We start from the raw sequence: 19,491 nt of genomic DNA on the forward strand, positions 1-19,491 counted from the left end.
GGGCGGTGCGACGCACCACGGGGTGCTGTGGACGGCGGGTGCCTCACACCCCGCCGGGGCGTCAGGGCACGGGCGGCCGGGGCAGTCTCGGCCGGGCACCTCACGGGTGATGGCGCGTGGCGTGCCTCTATGCCCATATAGGCGTAGTGGCACGCCACGCGCCATCACCTGACCTTTGCCCTCGCTGATGCCGAGCCGAGGGCAGCAGGTCGATCAGGAACCCTCAGGTCGAGCCGGGCCGGCGAGCGCCGCTCAGGCCTCGGCGGAGCGGCCGTACCAGTCGTCGATCAGTGCGCGGCCCATCGAGGCGGGGCCGGGCAGCTCGATCTCCTCGGCCGCGAGCGCGGCGGCGAGCTCCTCGCGGCTGAACCAGCGCGCCTCGGCGATCTCCTCGTCCTGGAGGGTGAGCTCGCCGGCCTCGGGCGCCCAGGCGCGGTAGCCGAGCATGAGCGAGCGCGGGAAGGGCCAGGGCTGGCTGCCCACGTACTCGACCTCGGTGACGGCCACGCCCACCTCCTCGGCGACCTCGCGCGCGACGGCGTTCTCGAGGCTCTCGCCGGGCTCGACGAAGCCTGCGAGCACCGAGTGGAAGCGGCCGCGGAAGTGGGCGTTGCGGGCGAGCAGCAGGCGGTCCTGGCCGTCGCGCACGGCCATGATCACAGCCGGGTCGGTGCGGGGGAACTGCTCGACGCCGTCCTCACGGCAGCGCAGCACCCAGCCGGCCATCTCGGGCGCGAGCAGCCCGCCGCACAGCGGGCAGTGCCGCATCGAGCGGTGCCAGGCGCCCATCGCGACCGCGGCTGCGGCGAGGTCGGCGTCCGCATCGGCCAGACGGTCCGCGACCCGCCGGAGGTCGCGCAGATCACGGCCGGGGTCGTCGAGCTCGGGGCTCGGCTCGGGGATCTCCACGGCGAGCACCCGCACGCCGTCGCGTCGGCCCAGCAGCACCAGCGGCTGGGTGGTGCCGCCGCGGGGGTCCTCGGTCTCCAGCACGGCGTGCAGCGTGCCGTCCTCGTCCTCGGTCAGGGCGACCGCCCCGGCGCGGGTGACGAGATAGCGGGCGTCCTCGCCGGGGGCGAGCACCCCGTCCTCGCCGCGCAGCAGCGCGTCGCGGTCGGAGCCCAGGAGGGTCAGGGGCGTGCTGAGATGCGGTCCACGGAGCGTCGGCATGGCCTCGAGCCTAACCGGCGCGCGGGGTCGGGGCGGGTACGGTGGACGCGTGCATCGCAACTCCTACTCCATGGCTGCCCTCGCCGCGGCGGCGGTCCCCGGGCTGGCCCCGGTGCGGACCTCCTCCATCGCCACCCCGGTCGAGGATCTCGACGTCGCCGGAGTGGTCGCGGAGGACGGCCGCCGAGTGCTGGTCCACTCCCCCGCCACCACGGCCGCCGGGATCCGTCTCGAGCGCGACCTGCGCGTCGCCGATGCCCTCACCGGGACCCCGCTGAAGGCCGTGATCCCGCCCGTGCTCGGCTACGTCAAGCTCCCCGAGGGCGGGCGCAGCGCGGTGACCGAGGCCCCCGTCGGCCGGCCGCTCATGCTCGACGACCTCCAGGACAGCGAGGAGCTCGCCCGCTCCCTCGGCGAGGTCCTCGCCCGGATCCACACCGTGCCGCGCTACGCGGCGGAGTCCGCAGGGGTGGAGTCCTTCACCCCGGAGGTGCTGCACGCCCGCCACCGTGCCCGGATCGACAAGGTCCACGCCGCCGGGCACCTGCCCGCCGCGGTCGCGCAGCGCTGGGACGCGCTGCTGGCCGATCAGGAGCTGTGGGACTTCACCCCCCAGTTCATCCACGGGGACCTGTCCGAGGAGAGCCTGTTCGTCTCGGGCCGGCGCCTCAGCGCAGTGCGGGACTGGTCCTCCTCGATCGTCGGCGATCCCGCGGCGGATCTGGCCTGGTTGATCTCCTCGCTGGACCCGGAGCGGTTCGACTCCCTGTACGCCGCGTACCGCGAGGAGCTGCCCACCTCGAGCCATCCCCGGCTGATGGAGCGGGCGCAGGCGCTGGGCGAGTTCGCGGTCGCGGAGTGGCTCGAGCACGGCCTGGAGATCGAGGACGAGGACATCGTCGCCGATGCCCGCGGCATGATCGCCGATCTCGACGCGGACCTCGCCCAGATCGCGCGCGAGGAGGCCGAGCGCACCTACGACGAGATGAACGCGCACGAGGACGGCGGGCGGTCCGCCGAGAGCGCCCGCTCCGAGGCCTGAGCGAGACCCAGCTCCCTCACCGACATCGGTCGTCCGGGAAGGCCCCGGCCGGCATGAGCCCGCGGCGGACTCGGCCTTCCGGCCGCGTCACTCGCCCGCCAGCATCTCCGCGATCCGTTCGCGGGAGGGGTGCTCGGTGACCTCGTGGGTGATCCCGTCGGCCACGAAGTGGAAGGCCGTGCGGATGTTCCGGAGCGGCAGCCCGGTCCGCTCGTGCCAGGCCAGGCGGTAGAGCGAGAGCTGCAGGGAGCGTTCGCGCAGCTGAGCGGGGCGGGGCGTGCGGCCCGTCTTCCAGTCCACGATGATCACTCCGCCGGTGCCGTCGGGCCCGGCCGTGCCGTCGCCGCCCTCGGGCTCGGCGAAGACCGCGTCGATCACGCCGCGCACGCCGATCTCGCCGATCCGGGTGGTGACCGGCTGCTCGACCGCGATCGGGCTGCGGTGCGCCCAGTCGGAGGCCTCGAAGGCCTCGCGCAGGGCGCGCGCGTCGGCGAGGGCGCGTTCCTCCTCCGGGTCCTCGAGATCGGCGAGGTCCTCGAGATCCAGCAGGGTCGCGCTGCCGAACCGGGTCTCGAGCCAGGCGTGGAAGGCGGTGCCGCGCACGGCGGCCGGCGAGGGGCGGCGCGGCAGCGGGCGCAGCAGCTCGATCGCGGCGGCCTGCGGGTCGCGGGCCTGCGCCACCACCTGGGAGGCGGAGAGCCGCGGCGGGGAGTGCACGGCGGGTGCGGCGGCGTGCTGGGCGAGGTCGGCCAGCGCACGGCGCACGAGCTCCTCGAGCTCCGGGTCGGCGAGGGCGGGCGCCTCGATCCCTTCGGCCGACGCGGGGACTGCGGGGTCGGATTCCGGAGCGGGCTGCTCCTGCGCGACCTCGGCGAGGCGGGCGGCGGCGCGGGCGCGGGCCTGCTCGGCCTCGCCCGAAGCGGGCGGCCAGGTGGCGGTGGGCCGCTCGGACTCCAGCGGGTTATCCTCCGGCACCTCCTGCGCAGAGCGGAACGCCTCGGGCACCAGCGGCGCCGCCTCGGTGAGATAGCGGGAGCGGGGCCGCGGGGTGCGCACCCCCTCGCGCCAGGCGGCGGAGGTCAGCAGCAGGCGGCGCCTGGCGCGGGTGACGGCGACGTACATCAGGCGACGGTCCTCGGCCAGCGCCTCCTCGCCCTGCGCGAAGCGGTACTCCTGGATGATCCCCTCGGCGTCGACCTGGGTGTCGGCCTCGGCCCAGGCGAGCTCGGGCAGGGTGTCCGCATCGCCGCGCAGGGCGGTGGGGACGGAGGCGCCGGCGAGCTTGCCGAGCCAGCCGTCGCCGGGCACGCGCACCCGCCCGGTCTCGTCGGCCTTCGCGCGGCGCAGGTCATAGGAGGGGACGGAGCCCTCGGTGAGACCGGCGACGGCGACCAGGTCCCACTCCAGGCCCTTGGCGGAGTGCATGGTCACGATGGTCACGGCGGCGGGGTCGTGGGCCTGCTCGGGCGCGGCGGTGACGGAGAGCCCGGCCTCCTCGTCCTCGCTGATCTCGAGCAGGTCGAGATAGGCGCCGAGGCCGCCGCGACGGGCGGTGCGCTCGAAGGAGGCGGCGTGGTCGCGGAACGCCTCGAGGTCGGCGAGCGCACCGGTGCCCGGGGCGGTCTCCAGCAGCGCGAGGTCCACCTCGAGCACCCGGATCGCGGCGGTGACCAGGTCCGGCAGGGGCAGCGGGAGCAGGCGCCGCATCTCGCGCAGCATCTGCTGGAGGTGCAGCAGCCGCTCCCGGCCGACGGGGGTGAGGGCGCGGCCTGAGGGGTCGGTCCAGTCCGCGGGCGGCAGGTCGTCGACCGCGTCGACGAGGGAGACCTCCTCGGCCTCGTCCCGGGCGCCGACGGCCCCGGCCTCGCCCGCGCCGGCCCGTCGACGGGACCCCATCCGGTCCCGCCAGCGGCCGAGGACGGCGAGGTCGCGGGCGCCGAGCCGGATCCGCGGCCCGGTGAGCAGGCGCATCAGGGCGTCGCCGCGGCCGGGGTCGTGGGCGCATTCGAGCAGTGCCCGCACGTCGGCGACCTCGGGGCGGTGCAGCAGACCGCCGAGGCCGACGACCTGGGCGGGCAGCCCCCTCTCCTCGAGCCCGGCGACGAGGGCGGGGATCTGGCGGCGGGCGCGCACGAGCACCGCGGCGGAGGCGGGCGGGGCATCGGCGGGGCCGGCGCCGTCCCCGGCGTCGCGTCCGTCCTCGGCGCGACGGGCGAGGATCCAGTCCGCGATCGCCCTCGCCTCGGCCCGCTCGTCGGCCGCCTCGAGGATCTCGCAGGCTCCCTCCCCCGCGCCGGGGCGGGGGTGCAGCTCGGGGATCTCGATCCCGGCGCCGGCGGCGCGCAGCGGGGCGGCGACGCGGTTGGCGACGGCGAGCACGGCCTCGTCGTTGCGCCAGGAGGTGGACAGGGTGCGCTGGAGGACCGGCTGCTCCTCGGTGGCGAAGGCGTCGGCGAAGCCGGCGAGGGAGGCGGCCGAGGCGCCGCGCCAGCCGTAGATCGCCTGCTGCGGGTCGCCGACGGCGCAGGCGGCGTGGCCGGGGCCGAAGAGGTCGGTGAGCATGCGCAGCTGGGCGACCGAGGTGTCCTGGAACTCGTCCAGCAGCACCACGCGGTGCATGCGGCGGGCGAGGGTCGCGGCGGCGGGGACCTCGCGGGCGACGCGGGCGGCGAGGGAGACCTGGTCGGAGAAGTCCAGTGCGGAGTCGGCGGTGCGGATCTCGGCGAAGCGGCGCAGCAGCGGGATCAGGGCCAGGCGCTGCTCGAGCTGGTCGATGACCTTCGCGACGTCCTTCGGGGTGGTGCGTCGCCTGCCCTCGACCTGCAGCGGGATCTGGGAGAGGTGGTCGCGGATCTCGCGCAGATGCGTCTCGAGCTGCTCGGGGGTGACGAGGTGGTCGGCGAGCGAGGAGCTCAGCGAGAGCAGCCCGGCGGTGAGCGTGGCCGGGGAGGCCTCGAGGTCCAGGGAGTCGTCCCAGCCCTCGACGATCTCGTGGGCGAGCTGCCAGGAGGCGGAGGCGGACATCATGGTCAGGTCCGGGTCGATGCCGACGGCGAGGGCGTGCTCGCGCACCAGGTCCAGGGCGAAGCCGTTGTAGGTGTGGACCAGGGGACGCTGGCCGACGAGCTCGTCGCCGCCGCGCTCGAGGCCGGGCGGCAGCTCCTCCCCGGCCCCGCGGAGGGCCGCGGCGAGGGTGGCGAGGCGGGCGCCGATCCGCTCGCCGAGCTCATGGGCGGCCTTGCGGGTGAAGGTCAGGCCCAGCACCTGGCGCGGCTCGACGATCCCGTTGGCGATCAGCCACACCACCCGGGAGGCCATGGTCTCCGTCTTCCCGGAGCCGGCGCCGGCGACCACCAGCATCGGCGCGAGCGGCGCCTCGATGACGGAGGTCTGCTCGGCGGTGGGCGGAGGCTGCTCGAGCAGGGCCGCGAGCTGCGCGGCGGAGTACCGGGCGGCGGGAGCTCCGGGGGCGGGGACATGGACGGAGCCGGTGGTCACAGCTGCTCTCCTTCGGGCTGGAGCGGGCAGCTGGAGCGCACCGCGCAGTGGTCGCAGTGGGCGTTGCGGCGCGCCGTGACATGCTCCCCGGAGACCTCCCGGGCCACGTCGCGGACGAGCTCGTCGAACCATTCGGGGTGCTCGGCGCGGGGCAGCGCGGTCTGGGTGCGCACCGCGGCCTTCTTCCCGCCGGTGCCGACGTAGACGAGCTGGGCGCCGTTCAGCCGCTCGGGGGCGTCCTCCCCGAGCTGCTCGGCGAGCGCCCCCTCGCGCACGGCGGCCTGGTAGGCGGCCAGCTGCAGGTCCTCCTCGGCCTTCGCGGCGGACTTCGCGGTGCGGCCGGTCTTGAGGTCCACGACCCGCAGCCCGGTCGCATCGCCCTCGATCCGGTCGATGCTGCCGCGCAGGCGGACGCGGTCCAGCGCCACCTCGAAGGGCGCCTCGACGGCGAGGGGCTCGCCGGCGACGCGGAGGTGCTCGGTGAGCAGGCGGGCGGCGTCCTCGGCGTGGCGCACGCGGCGGCGGCCGGACCAGGTGTCGGTGCCGGGCATGCCGCGCAGCAGGGTGTGCAGCTCGTCCAGGAGATCGACCTCGCCGCGGGGGTGGATCTGGGCGAGGTGGTGGATCGCGGTGCCGAGCAGCTGGGCGGGGCCGCCCGCGCGGGTGCCGCCGGCGCGCTCCATCAGCCAGGACTGGGGGCAGTCCACGGCGCGCTCGAGAGCGGAGGGCGAGAGGGTGATCGGGTCGTCCGGGCCGTGCAGCGGTGCGGTGGAGCTGGGCTGCTGGTGGTACCAGCGGCCGGGGTCGGTGCCGGGGGCGCCGGCGCGGCCCAGGGCCTCCAGGGCGAGGGCCGCGTCGCGGGAGCGGACGGGGTCCTCCTCGTGCAGGCGGCGGCGCAGCGCGGCGACGAGGCGGCGCGCGTCGGGGGCGGGGCCCGGGTCGCGGCGCAGCACCTCGGGGTCGATCCACGGCTCCCCCGCCGCGTCCTCGAGCACGTCGAAGAGGGCGGAGGGCTCCTCCTGCTCGCCCTCGATCGCGGTGAGCAGCACGCGGGTCCGGGCGCGGGCGAGGGCGCTGACGGCCAGGCGCAGCTCGTCGGCGAGGACCTGCTCGCGCTGCAGGGCGCGCAGCGCCTCGGGGCCCGGGGCGGGGTCGGCGGCGCGGGGGCCGGCGAGCAGGGAGAGGTCCGCGGCGCCGAAGAGGGTCGAACGCAGGCGCAGGTCCGGCCAGGCGCCCTCCTGGAGGCGGGCGAGCACGACGGTGTCGCGGTGCTCGCCGGCGAGCTGGGCGGGGGTGAGCACGTCGATCCGGCCACGGGCGGCGGCGGCCGGGGCGAGGGTGTCCTCGACGACGGCCTGGGCGCGGATCTGCTCGACGAGGTCGAGGGCTCCGGCGCCGGGGCGGCGCTCGGTGAGGCGCTCGGCGGCGGCGAACAGCTCCAGCAGCGCGTCCAGCCTCGCCGCGGCCATCCGGGCGCGGGCGCCGTCCACGTCCCCGGCGTCGCCGAGGGCGGCGCGGCGCCAGCCGCCGGCGAGGCCGGAGGCGTCCCAGGCGTGCCAGAGCACCTGCTCGGCGCCGTCCTCGCGGTGCTCCCGGACGGCGCGGATCATGTCGCGCAGGCGGTGCACGGGGGCGGCGGCGCGGTCGCGGGCGTCCGCGGCGGGAAGGCCGGGCACCTCGTCCTCGACCAGGGCGCGGGCGAGCAGCTCCTCGCTCGTGACCGGCGGGGCGGGGGCATCCTCCGTGCGGTGCTCGGCCGAGGCGGGCTCCTCGGAGCCGCTCTCCCGCGACTCTCTCGATCTCGTCAGGTCCTCCCCTGCTGCGCTCGCCTCCTCCGCGCGATGGGCGGCCAGCAGCAGGCGGCGGATGCGGCGCAGGCGCAGGTCGTCGGCGTCGCCGAAGGGGCCGCGCAGCAGCGCGGTCGCGGTGCGGGCCTCGAGCGGGGTGCCGGCGGGGGCGAGGCCGAGCTCGAGGACCGTGAGCAGGTCGTCGACCACGGCGACGTCGCGCAGCGGCTGGGGGCGGCGCGGGACCCGGACGGGCAGTCCGGTGCGGGAGAGAAGGTCGGCCACGTCGGCGACGGCCGCGCCGGAGCGGCACACCACGGCCATGTCGTCGTAGTCGACGCCCTCGCGGTGGTGGAGGTCGCGCAGGGCGGAGCCGATCAGCCGCGCCTCGTCCAGCGGGTCCGCGGCGCGCAGCGCCACGAGCCCTCCCGGTCGCTCGGCGCGGGGCCGACGGGACGCGGCCGGGGCGCCCGCGAGCGGGAGCCTGCCCCGCAGCGCGTCGACCACGGCGACGAGCGGCTCCTCGCCGCGGTGCGCGCCGTCCAGCGTGATCTCGAGCGGCACGCCGGGCAGGGCCTCGCGCAGCCGGGCGGCGGCATCGGGCAGGGCGCCTCGGAAGGTGTCCACCGCCGCATCGGGGCAGCTGGTCACCAGCACCTTCGCCCCGGCCGTGGCGAGCGCGGCGACGAGGTCGATGCCGGCGGCGGTGAGGTCCTGGGCGTCGTCGACCACCACGGTGCGGAAGGGGGCGGGGAGGGTCGGGTCCGCCAGGAGCACGGCGGCGCGGCGCACCAGCGCGCCGGAGTCGAGGCGAGGGCCGGCGTCGAGCGCGGCGGAGGCCTCGAGGTCGAGCACGCCGAGGTAGTCGCGCAGCAGCGCCGCGGCGTCGCGCCAGGCGGGGCGGTCGTGCTCGCGGCCGAGCTCCTCGAGCGCCCCGGGCCCCAGCCCCAGCTCCCCGGCGCGGGTGATCAGGTCGCGCAGCTCGGTGCGGAAGCCGGGCAGGGTGCGTGCGCCGGGGTCGACGTCCAGGTGCCAGGAGGAGCGCTCGGCGATCAGCTCGGCGAGCAGGGTGTCCTGCTCTGCGCCGGTGACCAGGGTCGGCTCGCCCAGCCCTCGCCGCAGCGCGTCGGCGCGGGCGATCGCATGGGCGAGGGCGGGCGGGGTCATGGCGCGGGCCGTGCCCTGTCCGTGGACGGCGAGCGCGTCGCGCAGGCGCCCGGCGGCGAGGCGGCGCGGTGCCAGCAGCAGAGCGTCCTCCCCGGCGGCGTCGGCCGCGGCGAGCGCGAGGGCGGTGCGCCCGCTGCCGGGCCCGCCATGGACGATCACGTGGTGACCGGCGGTGACGGCGTCGAGGGCGCGTCGCTGACCCGAGTCCAGCTGCGCGGCGGGCAGCAGCGCGGGAAGCGCCTCGAGATCGGGCCCGAGCAGGCGGATGCCCTCCCCCGTGATGGTGCCGGTGCGTCGCATGGGACCATTGGACCCCATAGCCCTGACGTCCGGGATCCTCCGCGCAGGCCTCCGACGGCGGTACAGTGTGCGGGATCACCCGATGTCCCTAATGTCGGATTCCGGAGGTTGACCTCATGTCCTCGCCCACCACCTCCCGGATGCCCCGCGAGCAGCGTCGCTCGCAGCTGCTGCGACTGGCCACCGAGGTGTTCACCGAGAAGGGCTACCAGGCCACCTCGATGGACCACATCGCCACTGCCGCCGGGGTCACCAAGCCCGTCCTCTACCAGCACTTCCGCTCGAAGGAGGCCCTCTACGTCGAGGTCCTCGACGTGATCGGCGAGGCGATGCTCGTCGAGGTCCGCGACATGGCCGGGCGCGGCGGCGACGCCGAGGACCGGGTCCGGCTCGGCATGCGCCGCTTCTACGAGCTCATGTCGCTGAAGAACTCGCTGCGCCTGTTCACCGGCCACGAGGTCGTCTCGGACGAGGTCAAGGAGCGGGTCACCCGGATCCTCGACGAGATGTCGATCGAGCTGGCGGGGGTGCTGCTCTCGTATCGCGCGCTGAGCACCGGTCAGGCGAGGATCCTCGGCCGGGGCCTGATCGGCATCGCCCAGACCACCGCCCAGCAGCTCCACGACGCCGCCGACGACGAGGAGCGAGACGAGATCCTCAGCACCGTGACCGCCGTGGTGGTCGACGGCCTGACGGGCTTCACACCGGTGGAGCAGACCGGCGCCGAGCGTGCGGACGCCGACGACCCGGCACCCGAGCAGGACGCCTCCCACCCCTGAGCACGGGCTCGCCCCTCGCGTACGGGACGCGGTTCCGCCCGCGGCGTACGCGCGCCGGAGCGCCCGAGGGTCCACGTAGACTCGTCCTGAACAGCACTCCCGTCTCCGCCCGTGCGCGGAGGGAAGGTCAGGTCATGGAGATCCGCATCGGCATCCAGCACTCCCCCCGCGAGCTCGTGATCGAGTCCGACGAGAACGCCGAGACGGTGATCGAGCGTCTCAATGCCGCAGTCGTCGACGGCAGCCCGGTCACCCTGGTGGACGACAAGGGCAAGAAGGTCCTGATCCCCGGTGCCAAGCTCGCCTACGCCGAGGTCTCCACCGAGGAGCCCCGCCGCGTCGGCTTCCTCGGCTGAGGACGTGACCACCCCCGAGGAGCCGGACCCCGCGGACGACGCCGCGGGAGCGGCAGCAGCGGGAGGGACCGGGTCCCCGGACGACGCCGGCCCCACAGGGACCGACGGGTCCGCGGAGGATCGCGAGGACGAGCACCCCGCACAGCCGGCGCCGACGGACGAGGCGAGAGCCCGCCGTCGGCGCCGTCGCCGTGCCCGGGCGCTGCAGGTGACCGCCACCGCCGTAGTCGCGGTGCTCGGCGCGATCCTCGGGCTTCTGCTGGTGCCGGACTCGAAGGTCGAGGTCGGCCCGCTGACCGCCTCGGTGCACGTGCGCCCCTCCCTCTCCTCGGACACGGTGCTGCTGCTCCCGCCGATCGGCGAGGTCTCCTTCGACACCCACGCAGCGCCGGTGTCGATCGAGGCACGGGTCAAGGGCGTCGACGTCGAGAAGGCCGAGGCGCTCTTCTACTCCGACACCGGCTTCGCCGAGCTGCAGAACAGCGCCCCGGAGGCGATCACGGCGGCCGCGGCGCGCAATGCGGCGATGAACGCCCTGTTCGCGGCCGTCGGTGCGGGTCTCGCCGTCGGCCTCACCTTCCGCCGGGTGCGCCGTTCCCTGGTCGCGGGCGGCAGCGCCGTCGCGCTGGTCGGCGTCTCCGTCGGCGCGACGGCGGTGACCTTCTCCCCCGCCGCCCTGACCCAGCCCCGCTTCGAGGGGCTGCTCTCTCAGGCCGCGTACATCGCGGACCTCGGCGAGGCGACCGCGCAGGACTACGCGAGCTATCGCGACACCCTCGCGGAGTTCGTGGGGCAGGTCTCGGCGCTGTACATCGCGGCGGACAGCCTGCCCGTGGGGCTGTACCAGGAGAACCTGGTCACGGTGCTGCACGTCTCCGACATCCACGACAACCCGCAGGCCTACGACGTGATCGAGCAGCTGCACACGCAGTTCGCGATCGACGCCGTGATCGACACCGGCGACATCGTCTCCTGGGGCACCCCGGTCGAGAACGAGCTGCTGAACACGATCGGCACCCTGGACGTCCCCTACGTGTACATCAGCGGCAACCACGACGGCGCCGCGGCCGCAGCCACCATCGAGGAGCAGCCGAACGCCACCGTGGTCGACAACGAGGTGGTCGAGGTGGCGGGCCTGACGATCGCCGGGATCGGCGATCCCCGCTTCGCGGCCGACGACGACTCCGACATCGGCAGCGGCTGGCAGGAGGGCAAGGACGCGGTCGCCGCGAGCGCCTTCCAGCTCGGCGACACGATCGAGGCGTACGACGAGGCCCATCCCGAGGACCCCGTTGACCTGGCGCTGATGCACGATCCGACCCAGCCCGACGGAGTCCTGGGCCGCGCCCCGCTGGTGCTCTCCGGCCACATGCACACCTCGAAGGTCGAGCTGGACCGCGAGGGCTCCGGCACCGACTGGCTCACTGTCGGCTCCACCGGCGGTGCCCTCGCCTCCGGAGGCGTCGCCCCTGTGCTGCAGGGCGATGATCCGCTGGACCTCACCGCGAGGATGCTCTACTTCGACCGGGAGACCGGACGCCTCGTCGCCTACGACGACATCACCATGGGTGGGCTGGGCCTGGTCTCCGTCTCGATCCACCGCTCCCAGATGCCGCAGGAGGACGCCGAGCTCGAGGTGCCCGAGGGCGTCGAGACCCCCGACGGCACGGTCCCGCCGGAGCAGGAGGTCGCCCCCGGCGAGGGCCTGCCGGACGAGGACCGCGTCACGCCCACCGACCCGGTGAGCCCCGCGCCGGGCGCGAGCGACAGCGGCGAGGGGTAGACCGCAGTTCCGCACGGCGAGGATGCCCCGAGGGCTACCATGGCCATGCACATCCATGACCAGAGAGTTGAACGGTGCCTGAAACGATCCCGCACACCGATGAGGCCGTGTCGGCCTCCCCCGCCGTCGAGCAGAGCTCCGGCACCACCGACCCGCAGCAGACCTTCGCCGACTTCGACGTCCGCGCCGACATCGTCGAGGCCCTCGCCGCCAAGGGCATCACCACGCCCTTCCCGATCCAGGCGCTGACCCTCCCGGTCGCGCTCCGCGGCCGCGACATCATCGGCCAGGCCAAGACCGGCACGGGCAAGACCCTCGGCTTCGGCATCCCGCTGCTGCAGAGCTCCGTCGCCCCCGGCGAGCCGAACCCGGACGACCGCCCGATCGGGAAGCCGCAGGCCCTCGTGGTGCTGCCCACCCGCGAGCTCGCGGTGCAGGTCGCCCACGACCTCGAGACCGCCTCCGCGAAGCGTCCGATCCGGATCCTCACCGTCTACGGCGGCCGCGCCTACGAGCCGCAGATCGAAGCGCTCGAGAAGGGCGTCGAGGTGGTCGTCGGCACGCCGGGCCGCCTCATCGACCTGATGCGCCAGAAGCACCTGGACCTGTCCCAGGTGCGCACCGCGGTGCTCGACGAGGCCGACGAGATGCTCGACCTCGGCTTCCTCGAGGACATCGAGAAGCTGCTCCAGGCGGTGCCGAGCAACCGTCAGACGATGCTGTTCTCCGCCACGATGCCGGGACCGATCATGGCGCTGGCACGGCGGTTCATGAAGCAGCCCACCCACATCCGCGCCCACGACCCCGGCGACGAGTCCCGCACCAAGGCGGACATCAAGCAGGTCGTCTACCGCGCCCACCAGCTCGACAAGATCGAGGTGATGGCACGCGTGCTGCAGGCCCGCGGCCGTGGCCTGTCGATCATCTTCATGCGCACCAAGCGCCAGGCCGACCGGGTGGCCGGCGACCTCGCCGACCGCGGCTTCGCCGCGGCTCCGCTGCACGGCGACCTCGGCCAGGGAGCCCGCGAGCAGGCGCTGCGCGCCTTCCGCAACGGCAAGATCGACGTCCTGGTCGCGACCGACGTCGCCGCCCGCGGCATCGACGTCACCGACGTCACCCACGTCGTGAACTGGAACTGCCCCGACGACGACAAGACCTACCTCCACCGCACCGGCCGCACCGGCCGCGCGGGCAAGAAGGGCACCGCGATCACCTTCGTGGACTGGGAGGACCTGGCGCGCTGGGCTCTCATCGCCCGGCAGCTGGGGCTGGAGTCGACCGAGGCGGTGGAGACCTACTCGACCTCCGACCATCTCTTCACCGATCTCGACATCCCGACCGACGCCAAGGGCACGCTGCCCAAGGACCGTCGCACGCGCCAGGGCCTGGACGCGGAGGAGATCGAGGACCTCGGCGGTCCCGGCTCGGCCGGTCGCGCCCCGCGCGAGGGCGGGCGCGGAGGTCGTGACTCCGGCCGCGGCGGTCGCGACGGAGGCCGTGGCGAGGGCCGTGGGCGCGGCGAGGGCCGCTCCCGGGGCGAGCGCCGCAGCCGGGACGAGGAGTCCCACGAGCAGACGGCCGACACCGAGAGCAGCGGCCGCTCCCGCGAGGACGCCCCCGCCCGTGGCGAGCAGGACCGCGAGAAGCCCCGCCGCACCCGCTCGCGCTCCCGCACCCGCCGCGTGAACGGCGAGGTCGTCGCCGAGCAGAGCACCGGTGCCGAGTCCTCGTCGACCGGTCCCGAGGACAAGGGCGGCTCCTCCGAGCCCGCCGGCGGCTCCTCGAACCGTCGTCGTCGCTCGCGCGGCGGTCGCGGTCGCAGCCGCGGCGGGTCCTCGGACGGCGGTTCCTCGAACGGCAGCTCCGAGAGCTGAGCCCTCCGACCTGACCGACGGGCCCCGACACGATCGATCGTGTCGGGGCCCGTCGGCGTTGCAGTGCGCGTCATGTCCGAGCCGCGTGGGCCACGCGGGAAGGCACCGAGCGGCCCGGGCCGCCGCCGCGGTGCCCGCGTCCGCTCACGGCCTGATGACGCGGGTCCCGCTCGTCGCGCGGCGCTCGATCTCCGCGAGCACCGCAGGATCGGTGAGATTCTCGGCGAGCAGGTTCGGCTTGCCCGTGCCGTGGAAGTCGCTGCCGCCGGTGACCAGCAGGTCGTGCCGGTCGGCGAAGCTCTGCAACCGCTCCCGCTCCGCGTCGTCGTGCTCGCGGTGGTGCACCTCCACGCCGTCGAGCCCTGCCTCCACGAGCTCCTCGAGCAGCTCGACCGGCAGATCGTCGTCGCGGGTGACCGAGCCGGGATGCGCGATCACGGAGACGCCGCCGGCCTCCCGGATCGCGGCGACCGCCTCGAACGGCGAGGGCGCGTAGTAGGGCACGTAGTAGGGGCCGGACCCGCGCAGGATCTCCTCGAAGGCCGCCGACCGGTCGGGCACCACCCCGGCCGCGACCAGGGCGTCGGCGATATGGGGCCGGCCGATCACGGTCTCCTCCCCCGCCACCTGGGCGAGCACGCCGTCCCAGGTGAGGGGGTGGTCGCGACCGATCAGCTCGACCATGCGCCGGGCCCGCTCGATGCGGGAGAAGCGCGCCTCGGCCATCTCGGCGGCCAGGGCCGTGCCCTCGGAGGGGTCCACCAGCAGGGCCAGCAGGTGCACGCTGCGGTGCCCGTGCTCGGAGGAGACCTCGATCCCCGGCACCGCCGCGACGCCGGTGGCGGCGACCGCGGCGGGCAGCTGCGGCCAGCCCTCGACGGTGTCGTGATCGGTCAGGGCCATCACGTCCAGCCCGACCGCCTGGGCCTGCGCGAAGAGGTCCGGCACCGACGTCGTCCCGTCCGAGCACGTGCTGTGCGCGTGGAGATCGATGCGCTGCCTCGCGCCGGAGTAGGACCGCTCACTCATGCGCCCAGGGTAGACCGAGGCGTGAGAACATCGTGGGGTGAGCACCGAGAACACCGACACCAGCACCGACGCCACCACCAGCGGGGACCGGATGAAGGACCTCGCCTCCCGGGGTGACTCCCGCTCTCAGCGCCCCGACAACGCGGCGTTCCGCGAGTTCATCGCCTCCGGCTGGGACGAGACGGTGCCGGACGCCGAGCGGCGCGAGTCCGCGGACTTCACGCCGGAGCGTCGTGACGCGCTGGTGCGCCGCCTGCCGGGGACGCGGCTGGTGCTGCCCGCCGGTGTGCTGAAGGTGCGCTCGAACGACACCGACTACCCCTTCCGCCCCGACACCGCTTTCGCGTACTACTCGGGGCTCGGCACCGACGAGGAGCCTGACAGCGTGCTCGTCGTCGAGCCGTCGTCGGAGGACCCGACGGTCTCGATCGCGACCTACTTCTTCCGGCCCCGCGCCGGCTTCGACTCCAGCGAGTTCTACGCCGACTCCCGCTACGGCGAGATGTGGGTGGGCCGTCGACCCACCGTCGCGGAGGCCTCACAGCGGCTCGGCATCGAGGTGCGCCACATCGACGAGCTGCGCGACCACCTCGCCAAGGACGTCGGCGCCCAGCTGTCGCTGTCGGTCGTGCCCGAGGTCGACGCGTCGATCGAGGCGATGGTCCAGGAGATCCGCTCCCAGAACGGTCTGCCCGGCGGGGAGGAGGCCGCCGCCGAGAACGCCGCCCTGCGCGAGGCGGCCAGCGAGGCCCGGCTGGTCAAGGACGAGTACGAGGTGCGCCAGATGCGTCTGGCCGTCGAGGCGACGCTGCGCGGCTTCGAGGACGTCATCCGCAACCTCCCCCAGGCCGTCGGCCATCCTCGCGGCGAGCGGGTCATCGAGGGCGTCTTCGCGGCGACCGCCCGCGCCGACGGCAACGGCGTCGGCTACGACACGATCGCCGCGGCCGGCGACCACGCCTGCACCCTCCACTGGACCCGCAACGACGGCGCCGTGCGGCCCGATGAGCTGGTGCTCGTCGACGCGGGTGTCGAGATCGACTCGCTCTACACCGCTGACGTCACCCGCACCCTCCCCGTCTCGGGCACCTTCTCGCCCGTGCAGCGCAAGGTCTACGACGCGGTGCTCGAGGCCTCTGATGCAGCGTTCGCGGTCGCGCGGCCCGGGCTGCGCTTCCGCGAGCTGCACATCGCCGCGATGAAGGTCCTCGCCGCCCGCCTCGAGGAGTGGGGCCTGCTGCCCGGCACCGCCGAGGAGTCCCTCGCCCCCGAGGGCCAGTGGCACCGGCGCTGGATGCCGCACGGCACCAGTCACCACCTCGGCATGGATGTGCACGACTGCGCCCAGGCCCGCCGCGAGATGTACCTCGACGCGGAGCTGGTGCCCGGGATGGTCTTCACGATCGAGCCCGGCCTGTACTTCAAGGAGAACGACCTGCTGGTCCCCGAGGAGCTGCGCGGGATCGGCGTGCGCATCGAGGACGACGTCCTCGTCACCCAGGACGGGGTCGAGAACCTCTCCGCCGGAGCGCCCCGACGTGCCGAGGACGTCGAGGCCTGGATCGCCGAGCTGCGCTCGTGAGCACCTCCGCGGCGCCCCGCTTCTACGCGGCGAGGCTCGTCGGCACCTCCGTCTTCGACCCGATCGGGGACGCGGTGGCGACGGTCCGCGACGTGGTGGTGGTGCCGCAGACCCGCAGCAGCGCCCGCGCCGTCGGGTTCGTGGTCGAGGTCGCGGCGAAGCGGCGCGTGTTCCTGCCGATCACCCGGGTCACCTCCATCTCCCCCGGCCAGGTGATCTCGACCGGGGTGCTGAACGTGCGCCGCTTCGAGAAGCGCACCGGCGAGCTGCTGGTGCTCGGCGACCTGCTGGACCGGGTGGTGACCCTCTCCGACGGTTCCGGCGAGGCGACCGTGCTGGACATCGCCCTGGACCAGGACCGCCACCGCGACTGGACGATCTCGCGCCTGCATGTGCGCCGGCGCCGCGCGGGCGGGTCGCTGGGCCGGCTGGTCTCGCGCGGCGAGACGCTCACCGTCGACCTGCGCGAGGTGACGGGCCTGTTCGGCACGCAGGCGGAGCAGTCCGCCCACCTGCTCGCCGCCTCCTACCAGGACCTCAACCCCGCCGACCTCGCCGAGATCATCCAGGAGCTGGAGGCCAAGCGCCGGATAGAGCTGGCCGGGGAGCTGGCCGACGAGCGGCTCGCCGACGTGCTCGAGGAGCTGCCCGAGGACATCCGCGTCGAGGTCGTCACGGGCCTGGACGCCAAGCGCGCCGCCGACGTGCTGGACGTGATGGACCCCGACGACGCGGCGGACCTCGTCCAGGAGCTGCCCGATGCGGTCGCCTCCCAGCTGCTGAACCTGATGGAGCCCGAGGAGGCGGAGGACGTGCGCCGCCTGATGGCGTACGACGAGTACACCGCCGGCGGCATGATGACGACCGAGCCGCTGATCGTCTCGCCCGAGACCCCGGTGGCGCACTGCCTGGCGATGATCAGCCGCGAGGCGATCCACGCCGCGCTCGCCTCGACCGTGCACGTGTGCCGCTCCCCGCTCGAGACCCCGACCGGCCGCCTGCTCGGGATCGTGCACTTCCAGCAGCTGCTGCGGGAGCGGCCCGACCGTCCCGTCGGCGAGATCATCGACCAGGACCGGGTCGCCGTCTCCCCGACGGTGCCGCTGTCGACCGTGACCCGTGAGATGGCGACCTACAACCTCGTCTCCATCCCGGTGGTCGACGACGACGGACGCCTGCTCGGCGCGGTCACCGTCGACGACGTGCTCGACCACGTGCTGCCCGACGACTGGCGCGAGCAGGACGACGAGCCCCCCGCGACGACCGGGCAGATCGACCTGTCCGAGATCGCGCGGGCCACCGCGCGCGACAGCGGCGAGGAGGGCTGAGGATGGCGGAGAAGAACGTCGACCCTCTCGACGACCCGGCGCCCCGTCGTCGCGGCCGCCTGCGCAACCCCCTGCGCGGCGACGCCTTCGGGCGCGGTGCGGAGGGCTTCGCGCGCATGATGGGCACGCCCGCCTTCCTGGTGGGCATGACCCTTTTCTGCGCGGTGTGGCTGACCTGGAACTCGCTCGCCCCGGAGTCCGCGCAGTTCGACCCGCGCGCCCTGAACTTCACCCTGCTCACCCTGATCCTCTCGCTGCAGGCCTCCTACGCCGCTCCCCTGCTGCTGCTCGCGCAGAACCGGCAGGACGACCGCGACCGCGTCCAGGCCGAGCAGGACCGCCAGTCCAACGAGCGCAACCACGCCACCACCGACTTCATCACGCGCGAGATCGCCTCGCTGCGCCTCGCCCTCAACGACGTCGCCACGCGCGACTTCGTGCGCGGCGAGCTGCGCGACCTCCTCCAGGAGCTCGAGGAGGCCGGGCCGGAGACGGACCGCCCCGAGGCGCCCGCGCTGGACGACCAGAGCCTCCGCGCGATCCTGCGCGAGGAGGTCGAGGCGGCGCTCGAGCGCCGCACCGGGAAGGAGCAGGACCCCCAGTGACCACACCGGAGACGCCCGCCCAGGGCGCGACCGAGGCCCCCGCCGACGAGCGCGTGGAGCGCATCCATGAGGCGCTCAGCGGGGTGATCGACCCCGAGATCCATCGCCCCATCACCGAGCTCGGCATGGTCGGGTCCGTGGACGTGGACGCCGAGGGCATCGCCCGCGTGCACGTGCTCGTCACGATCGAGGGCTGCCCCATGCGGGACCGGATCGAGCGCGAGACCGCCGAGGCGACCGCGACCGTGCCGGGCCTGTCCCGCGTCGAGGTCACCACCTCCGCGATGACCGAGGAGCAGCGCCGCGAGCTCACGAACCGGCTCCGCCAGGGGCGCCGCCAGATCCCCTTCAACCAGCCAGGCTCCCTCACCCGCATCTTCGCGATCTCCTCCGGCAAGGGCGGGGTGGGCAAGTCCACCGTCACCGCGAACCTCGCCGCCGCGATGGCGGCCGACGGGCTGCGCGTCGGCGTGATCGACGCGGACATCCACGGCTTCTCGATGCCGGGCATGTTCGGGATCACCGATCAGCCCACGAAGGTCTCCGACCTGCTCATGCCGCCGGTCGGGCACGGCGTGGCCGTGATGAGCATCGGCATGTTCGTGCCCGAGGGGCAGGCCGTGGTGTGGCGCGGCCCGAAGATGCACCGCGCGATCGAGCAGTTCGCCTCCGACGTGTTCTGGGGCGACCTCGACGTGCTGCTGCTGGACCTCCCGCCCGGCACCGGCGACGTCGCGATCTCGGTCGCGCAGCTGCTGCCCGGCGCGAAGATGGTCGTGGTGACCACGCCCCAGCAGTCCGCCGCCTCCGTCGCCGAGCGCGTCGGCTCCCTCGCCGCCTCCACCGAACAGAAGATCGCCGGGGTCGTCGAGAACATGGCGGGCCTGACCCTGCCCGACGGCTCCGTGATGGACGTCTTCGGCAGCGGCGGCGGCGACCGGGTCGCCGCGACCCTCGCCGAGGCCGTCGGCGAGCAGGTGCCGGTGCTGGGCCGCGTGGGCCTGGACCCGGCGCTGCGCGAAGGCGCGGACCGGGGCATGCCGCTGGTGGTCTCCGCTCCCGACTCCCCCACAGCGCAGGCACTCACGGGCGTGGCGCGCTCGCTGACGCGGTCCCCGCGGGGACTGGGCGGGATGAAGCTGCCGCTGTCGGTCGCGCGGCACTGAGCCGTCCAACGCATCACGCCGG

General features: G+C 74.5%; 13 protein-coding genes. 9 read left to right on the forward strand and 4 right to left on the reverse strand.

What is annotated here, in order from left to right:
* Window positions 1-252: 252 nt before the first annotated feature.
* Window positions 253-1,170 (reverse strand): NAD(+) diphosphatase, encoded by a 918-nt coding sequence (gene nudC / locus DEU31_RS13500; RefSeq protein ID WP_133677517.1) that lies wholly within the window; start codon window positions 1,168-1,170, stop codon window positions 253-255.
* A gap of 49 nt (window positions 1,171-1,219) precedes the next feature.
* Here nudC and DEU31_RS13505 point away from each other — a divergent pair, with 49 nt between their 5' ends.
* The gene (locus tag DEU31_RS13505) at window positions 1,220-2,212 is read left to right on the forward strand and encodes a phosphotransferase (RefSeq protein ID WP_133677518.1); all 993 of its coding nucleotides are present in this window, start codon (window positions 1,220-1,222) and stop codon (window positions 2,210-2,212) included.
* Between the two features lie 87 nt (window positions 2,213-2,299).
* On the opposite strand, the gene DEU31_RS13510 is transcribed toward DEU31_RS13505, so the two are convergent.
* Window positions 2,300-5,710: an ATP-dependent DNA helicase gene (locus DEU31_RS13510; RefSeq protein ID WP_133677519.1), complete on the reverse strand. Its 3,411-nt coding sequence runs from the start codon at window positions 5,708-5,710 to the stop codon at window positions 2,300-2,302.
* A complete protein-coding gene (locus DEU31_RS13515) occupies window positions 5,707-8,964 on the reverse strand; it encodes a UrvD/REP family ATP-dependent DNA helicase (RefSeq protein WP_133677520.1) in 3,258 nt (1,085 codons plus the stop codon). The genes DEU31_RS13510 and DEU31_RS13515 overlap by 4 nt, the downstream gene beginning before the upstream one ends.
* A 116-nt stretch (window positions 8,965-9,080) precedes the next feature.
* On the opposite strand from DEU31_RS13515, the gene DEU31_RS13520 reads away from it, so the two are divergent.
* From DEU31_RS13520 to DEU31_RS13535, 4 genes are all read left to right on the forward strand, one after another.
* Entirely contained in the window at window positions 9,081-9,743 is a 663-nt protein-coding gene (locus DEU31_RS13520) for a TetR/AcrR family transcriptional regulator (RefSeq protein WP_133677521.1), read from the forward strand.
* 134 nt (window positions 9,744-9,877) lie between these two features.
* Window positions 9,878-10,099 (forward strand): DUF3107 domain-containing protein, encoded by a 222-nt coding sequence (locus DEU31_RS13525; protein ID WP_133677522.1) that lies wholly within the window; start codon window positions 9,878-9,880, stop codon window positions 10,097-10,099.
* Window positions 10,100-10,103: 4 nt separating this feature from the next.
* Complete coding sequence (locus DEU31_RS13530; protein WP_166649517.1) at window positions 10,104-11,882, forward strand: metallophosphoesterase; 1,779 nt, start codon at window positions 10,104-10,106, stop codon at window positions 11,880-11,882.
* Window positions 11,883-11,989: 107 nt separating this feature from the next.
* A complete protein-coding gene (locus tag DEU31_RS13535; RefSeq protein WP_243733846.1) occupies window positions 11,990-13,759 on the forward strand; it encodes a DEAD/DEAH box helicase in 1,770 nt (589 codons plus the stop codon).
* 144 nt (window positions 13,760-13,903) lie between these two features.
* Here the strand turns inward: DEU31_RS13535 and DEU31_RS13540 are convergent, their stop codons facing one another.
* Window positions 13,904-14,788, reverse strand: coding sequence for a PHP domain-containing protein (locus DEU31_RS13540; protein ID WP_133677524.1), 885 nt, complete (start codon window positions 14,786-14,788; stop codon window positions 13,904-13,906).
* A 91-nt stretch (window positions 14,789-14,879) separates the two neighbouring features.
* Between DEU31_RS13540 and DEU31_RS13545 the strand changes: the two genes are divergently transcribed.
* The 4 genes from DEU31_RS13545 to DEU31_RS13560 are packed head-to-tail and all read left to right on the forward strand — an operon-like array spanning window position 14,880 to window position 19,469.
* A complete protein-coding gene (locus DEU31_RS13545) occupies window positions 14,880-16,370 on the forward strand; it encodes an aminopeptidase P family protein (RefSeq protein ID WP_243733847.1) in 1,491 nt (496 codons plus the stop codon).
* Window positions 16,367-17,698, forward strand: coding sequence for a CBS domain-containing protein (locus tag DEU31_RS13550; protein WP_010551472.1), 1,332 nt, complete (start codon window positions 16,367-16,369; stop codon window positions 17,696-17,698). Before DEU31_RS13545 ends, DEU31_RS13550 begins: the two co-directional genes overlap by 4 nt.
* A gap of 2 nt (window positions 17,699-17,700) precedes the next feature.
* Window positions 17,701-18,303, forward strand: coding sequence for a DUF1003 domain-containing protein (locus DEU31_RS13555; protein WP_062949354.1), 603 nt, complete (start codon window positions 17,701-17,703; stop codon window positions 18,301-18,303).
* Window positions 18,300-19,469: a P-loop NTPase gene (locus DEU31_RS13560; protein WP_133677526.1), complete on the forward strand. Its 1,170-nt coding sequence runs from the start codon at window positions 18,300-18,302 to the stop codon at window positions 19,467-19,469. The genes DEU31_RS13555 and DEU31_RS13560 overlap by 4 nt, the downstream gene beginning before the upstream one ends.
* The last annotated feature ends 22 nt before the right edge of the window (window positions 19,470-19,491 follow it).

It is taken from the genome of Brachybacterium sp. AG952, assembly GCF_004362645.1.
Taxonomy (GTDB): Bacteria; Actinomycetota; Actinomycetes; order Actinomycetales; family Dermabacteraceae; genus Brachybacterium; species Brachybacterium conglomeratum.

Excerpts from the sequence above, each read along its gene's own strand:
- DEU31_RS13520 (WP_133677521.1), top strand. The coding sequence starts at position 9,081 with ATGTCCTCGCCCACCACCTCCCGGATGCCCCGCGAGCAGCGTCGCTCG.
- DEU31_RS13555 (WP_062949354.1), top strand. The coding sequence starts at position 17,701 with ATGGCGGAGAAGAACGTCGACCCTCTCGACGACCCGGCGCCCCGTCGT.
- DEU31_RS13515 (WP_133677520.1), bottom strand. The coding sequence starts at position 8,964 with ATGCGACGCACCGGCACCATCACGGGGGAGGGCATCCGCCTGCTCGGG.
- DEU31_RS13545 (WP_243733847.1), top strand. The coding sequence starts at position 14,880 with ATGAAGGACCTCGCCTCCCGGGGTGACTCCCGCTCTCAGCGCCCCGAC.
- nudC (WP_133677517.1), bottom strand. The coding sequence starts at position 1,170 with ATGCCGACGCTCCGTGGACCGCATCTCAGCACGCCCCTGACCCTCCTG.
- DEU31_RS13525 (WP_133677522.1), top strand. The coding sequence starts at position 9,878 with ATGGAGATCCGCATCGGCATCCAGCACTCCCCCCGCGAGCTCGTGATC.
- DEU31_RS13540 (WP_133677524.1), bottom strand. The coding sequence starts at position 14,788 with ATGAGTGAGCGGTCCTACTCCGGCGCGAGGCAGCGCATCGATCTCCAC.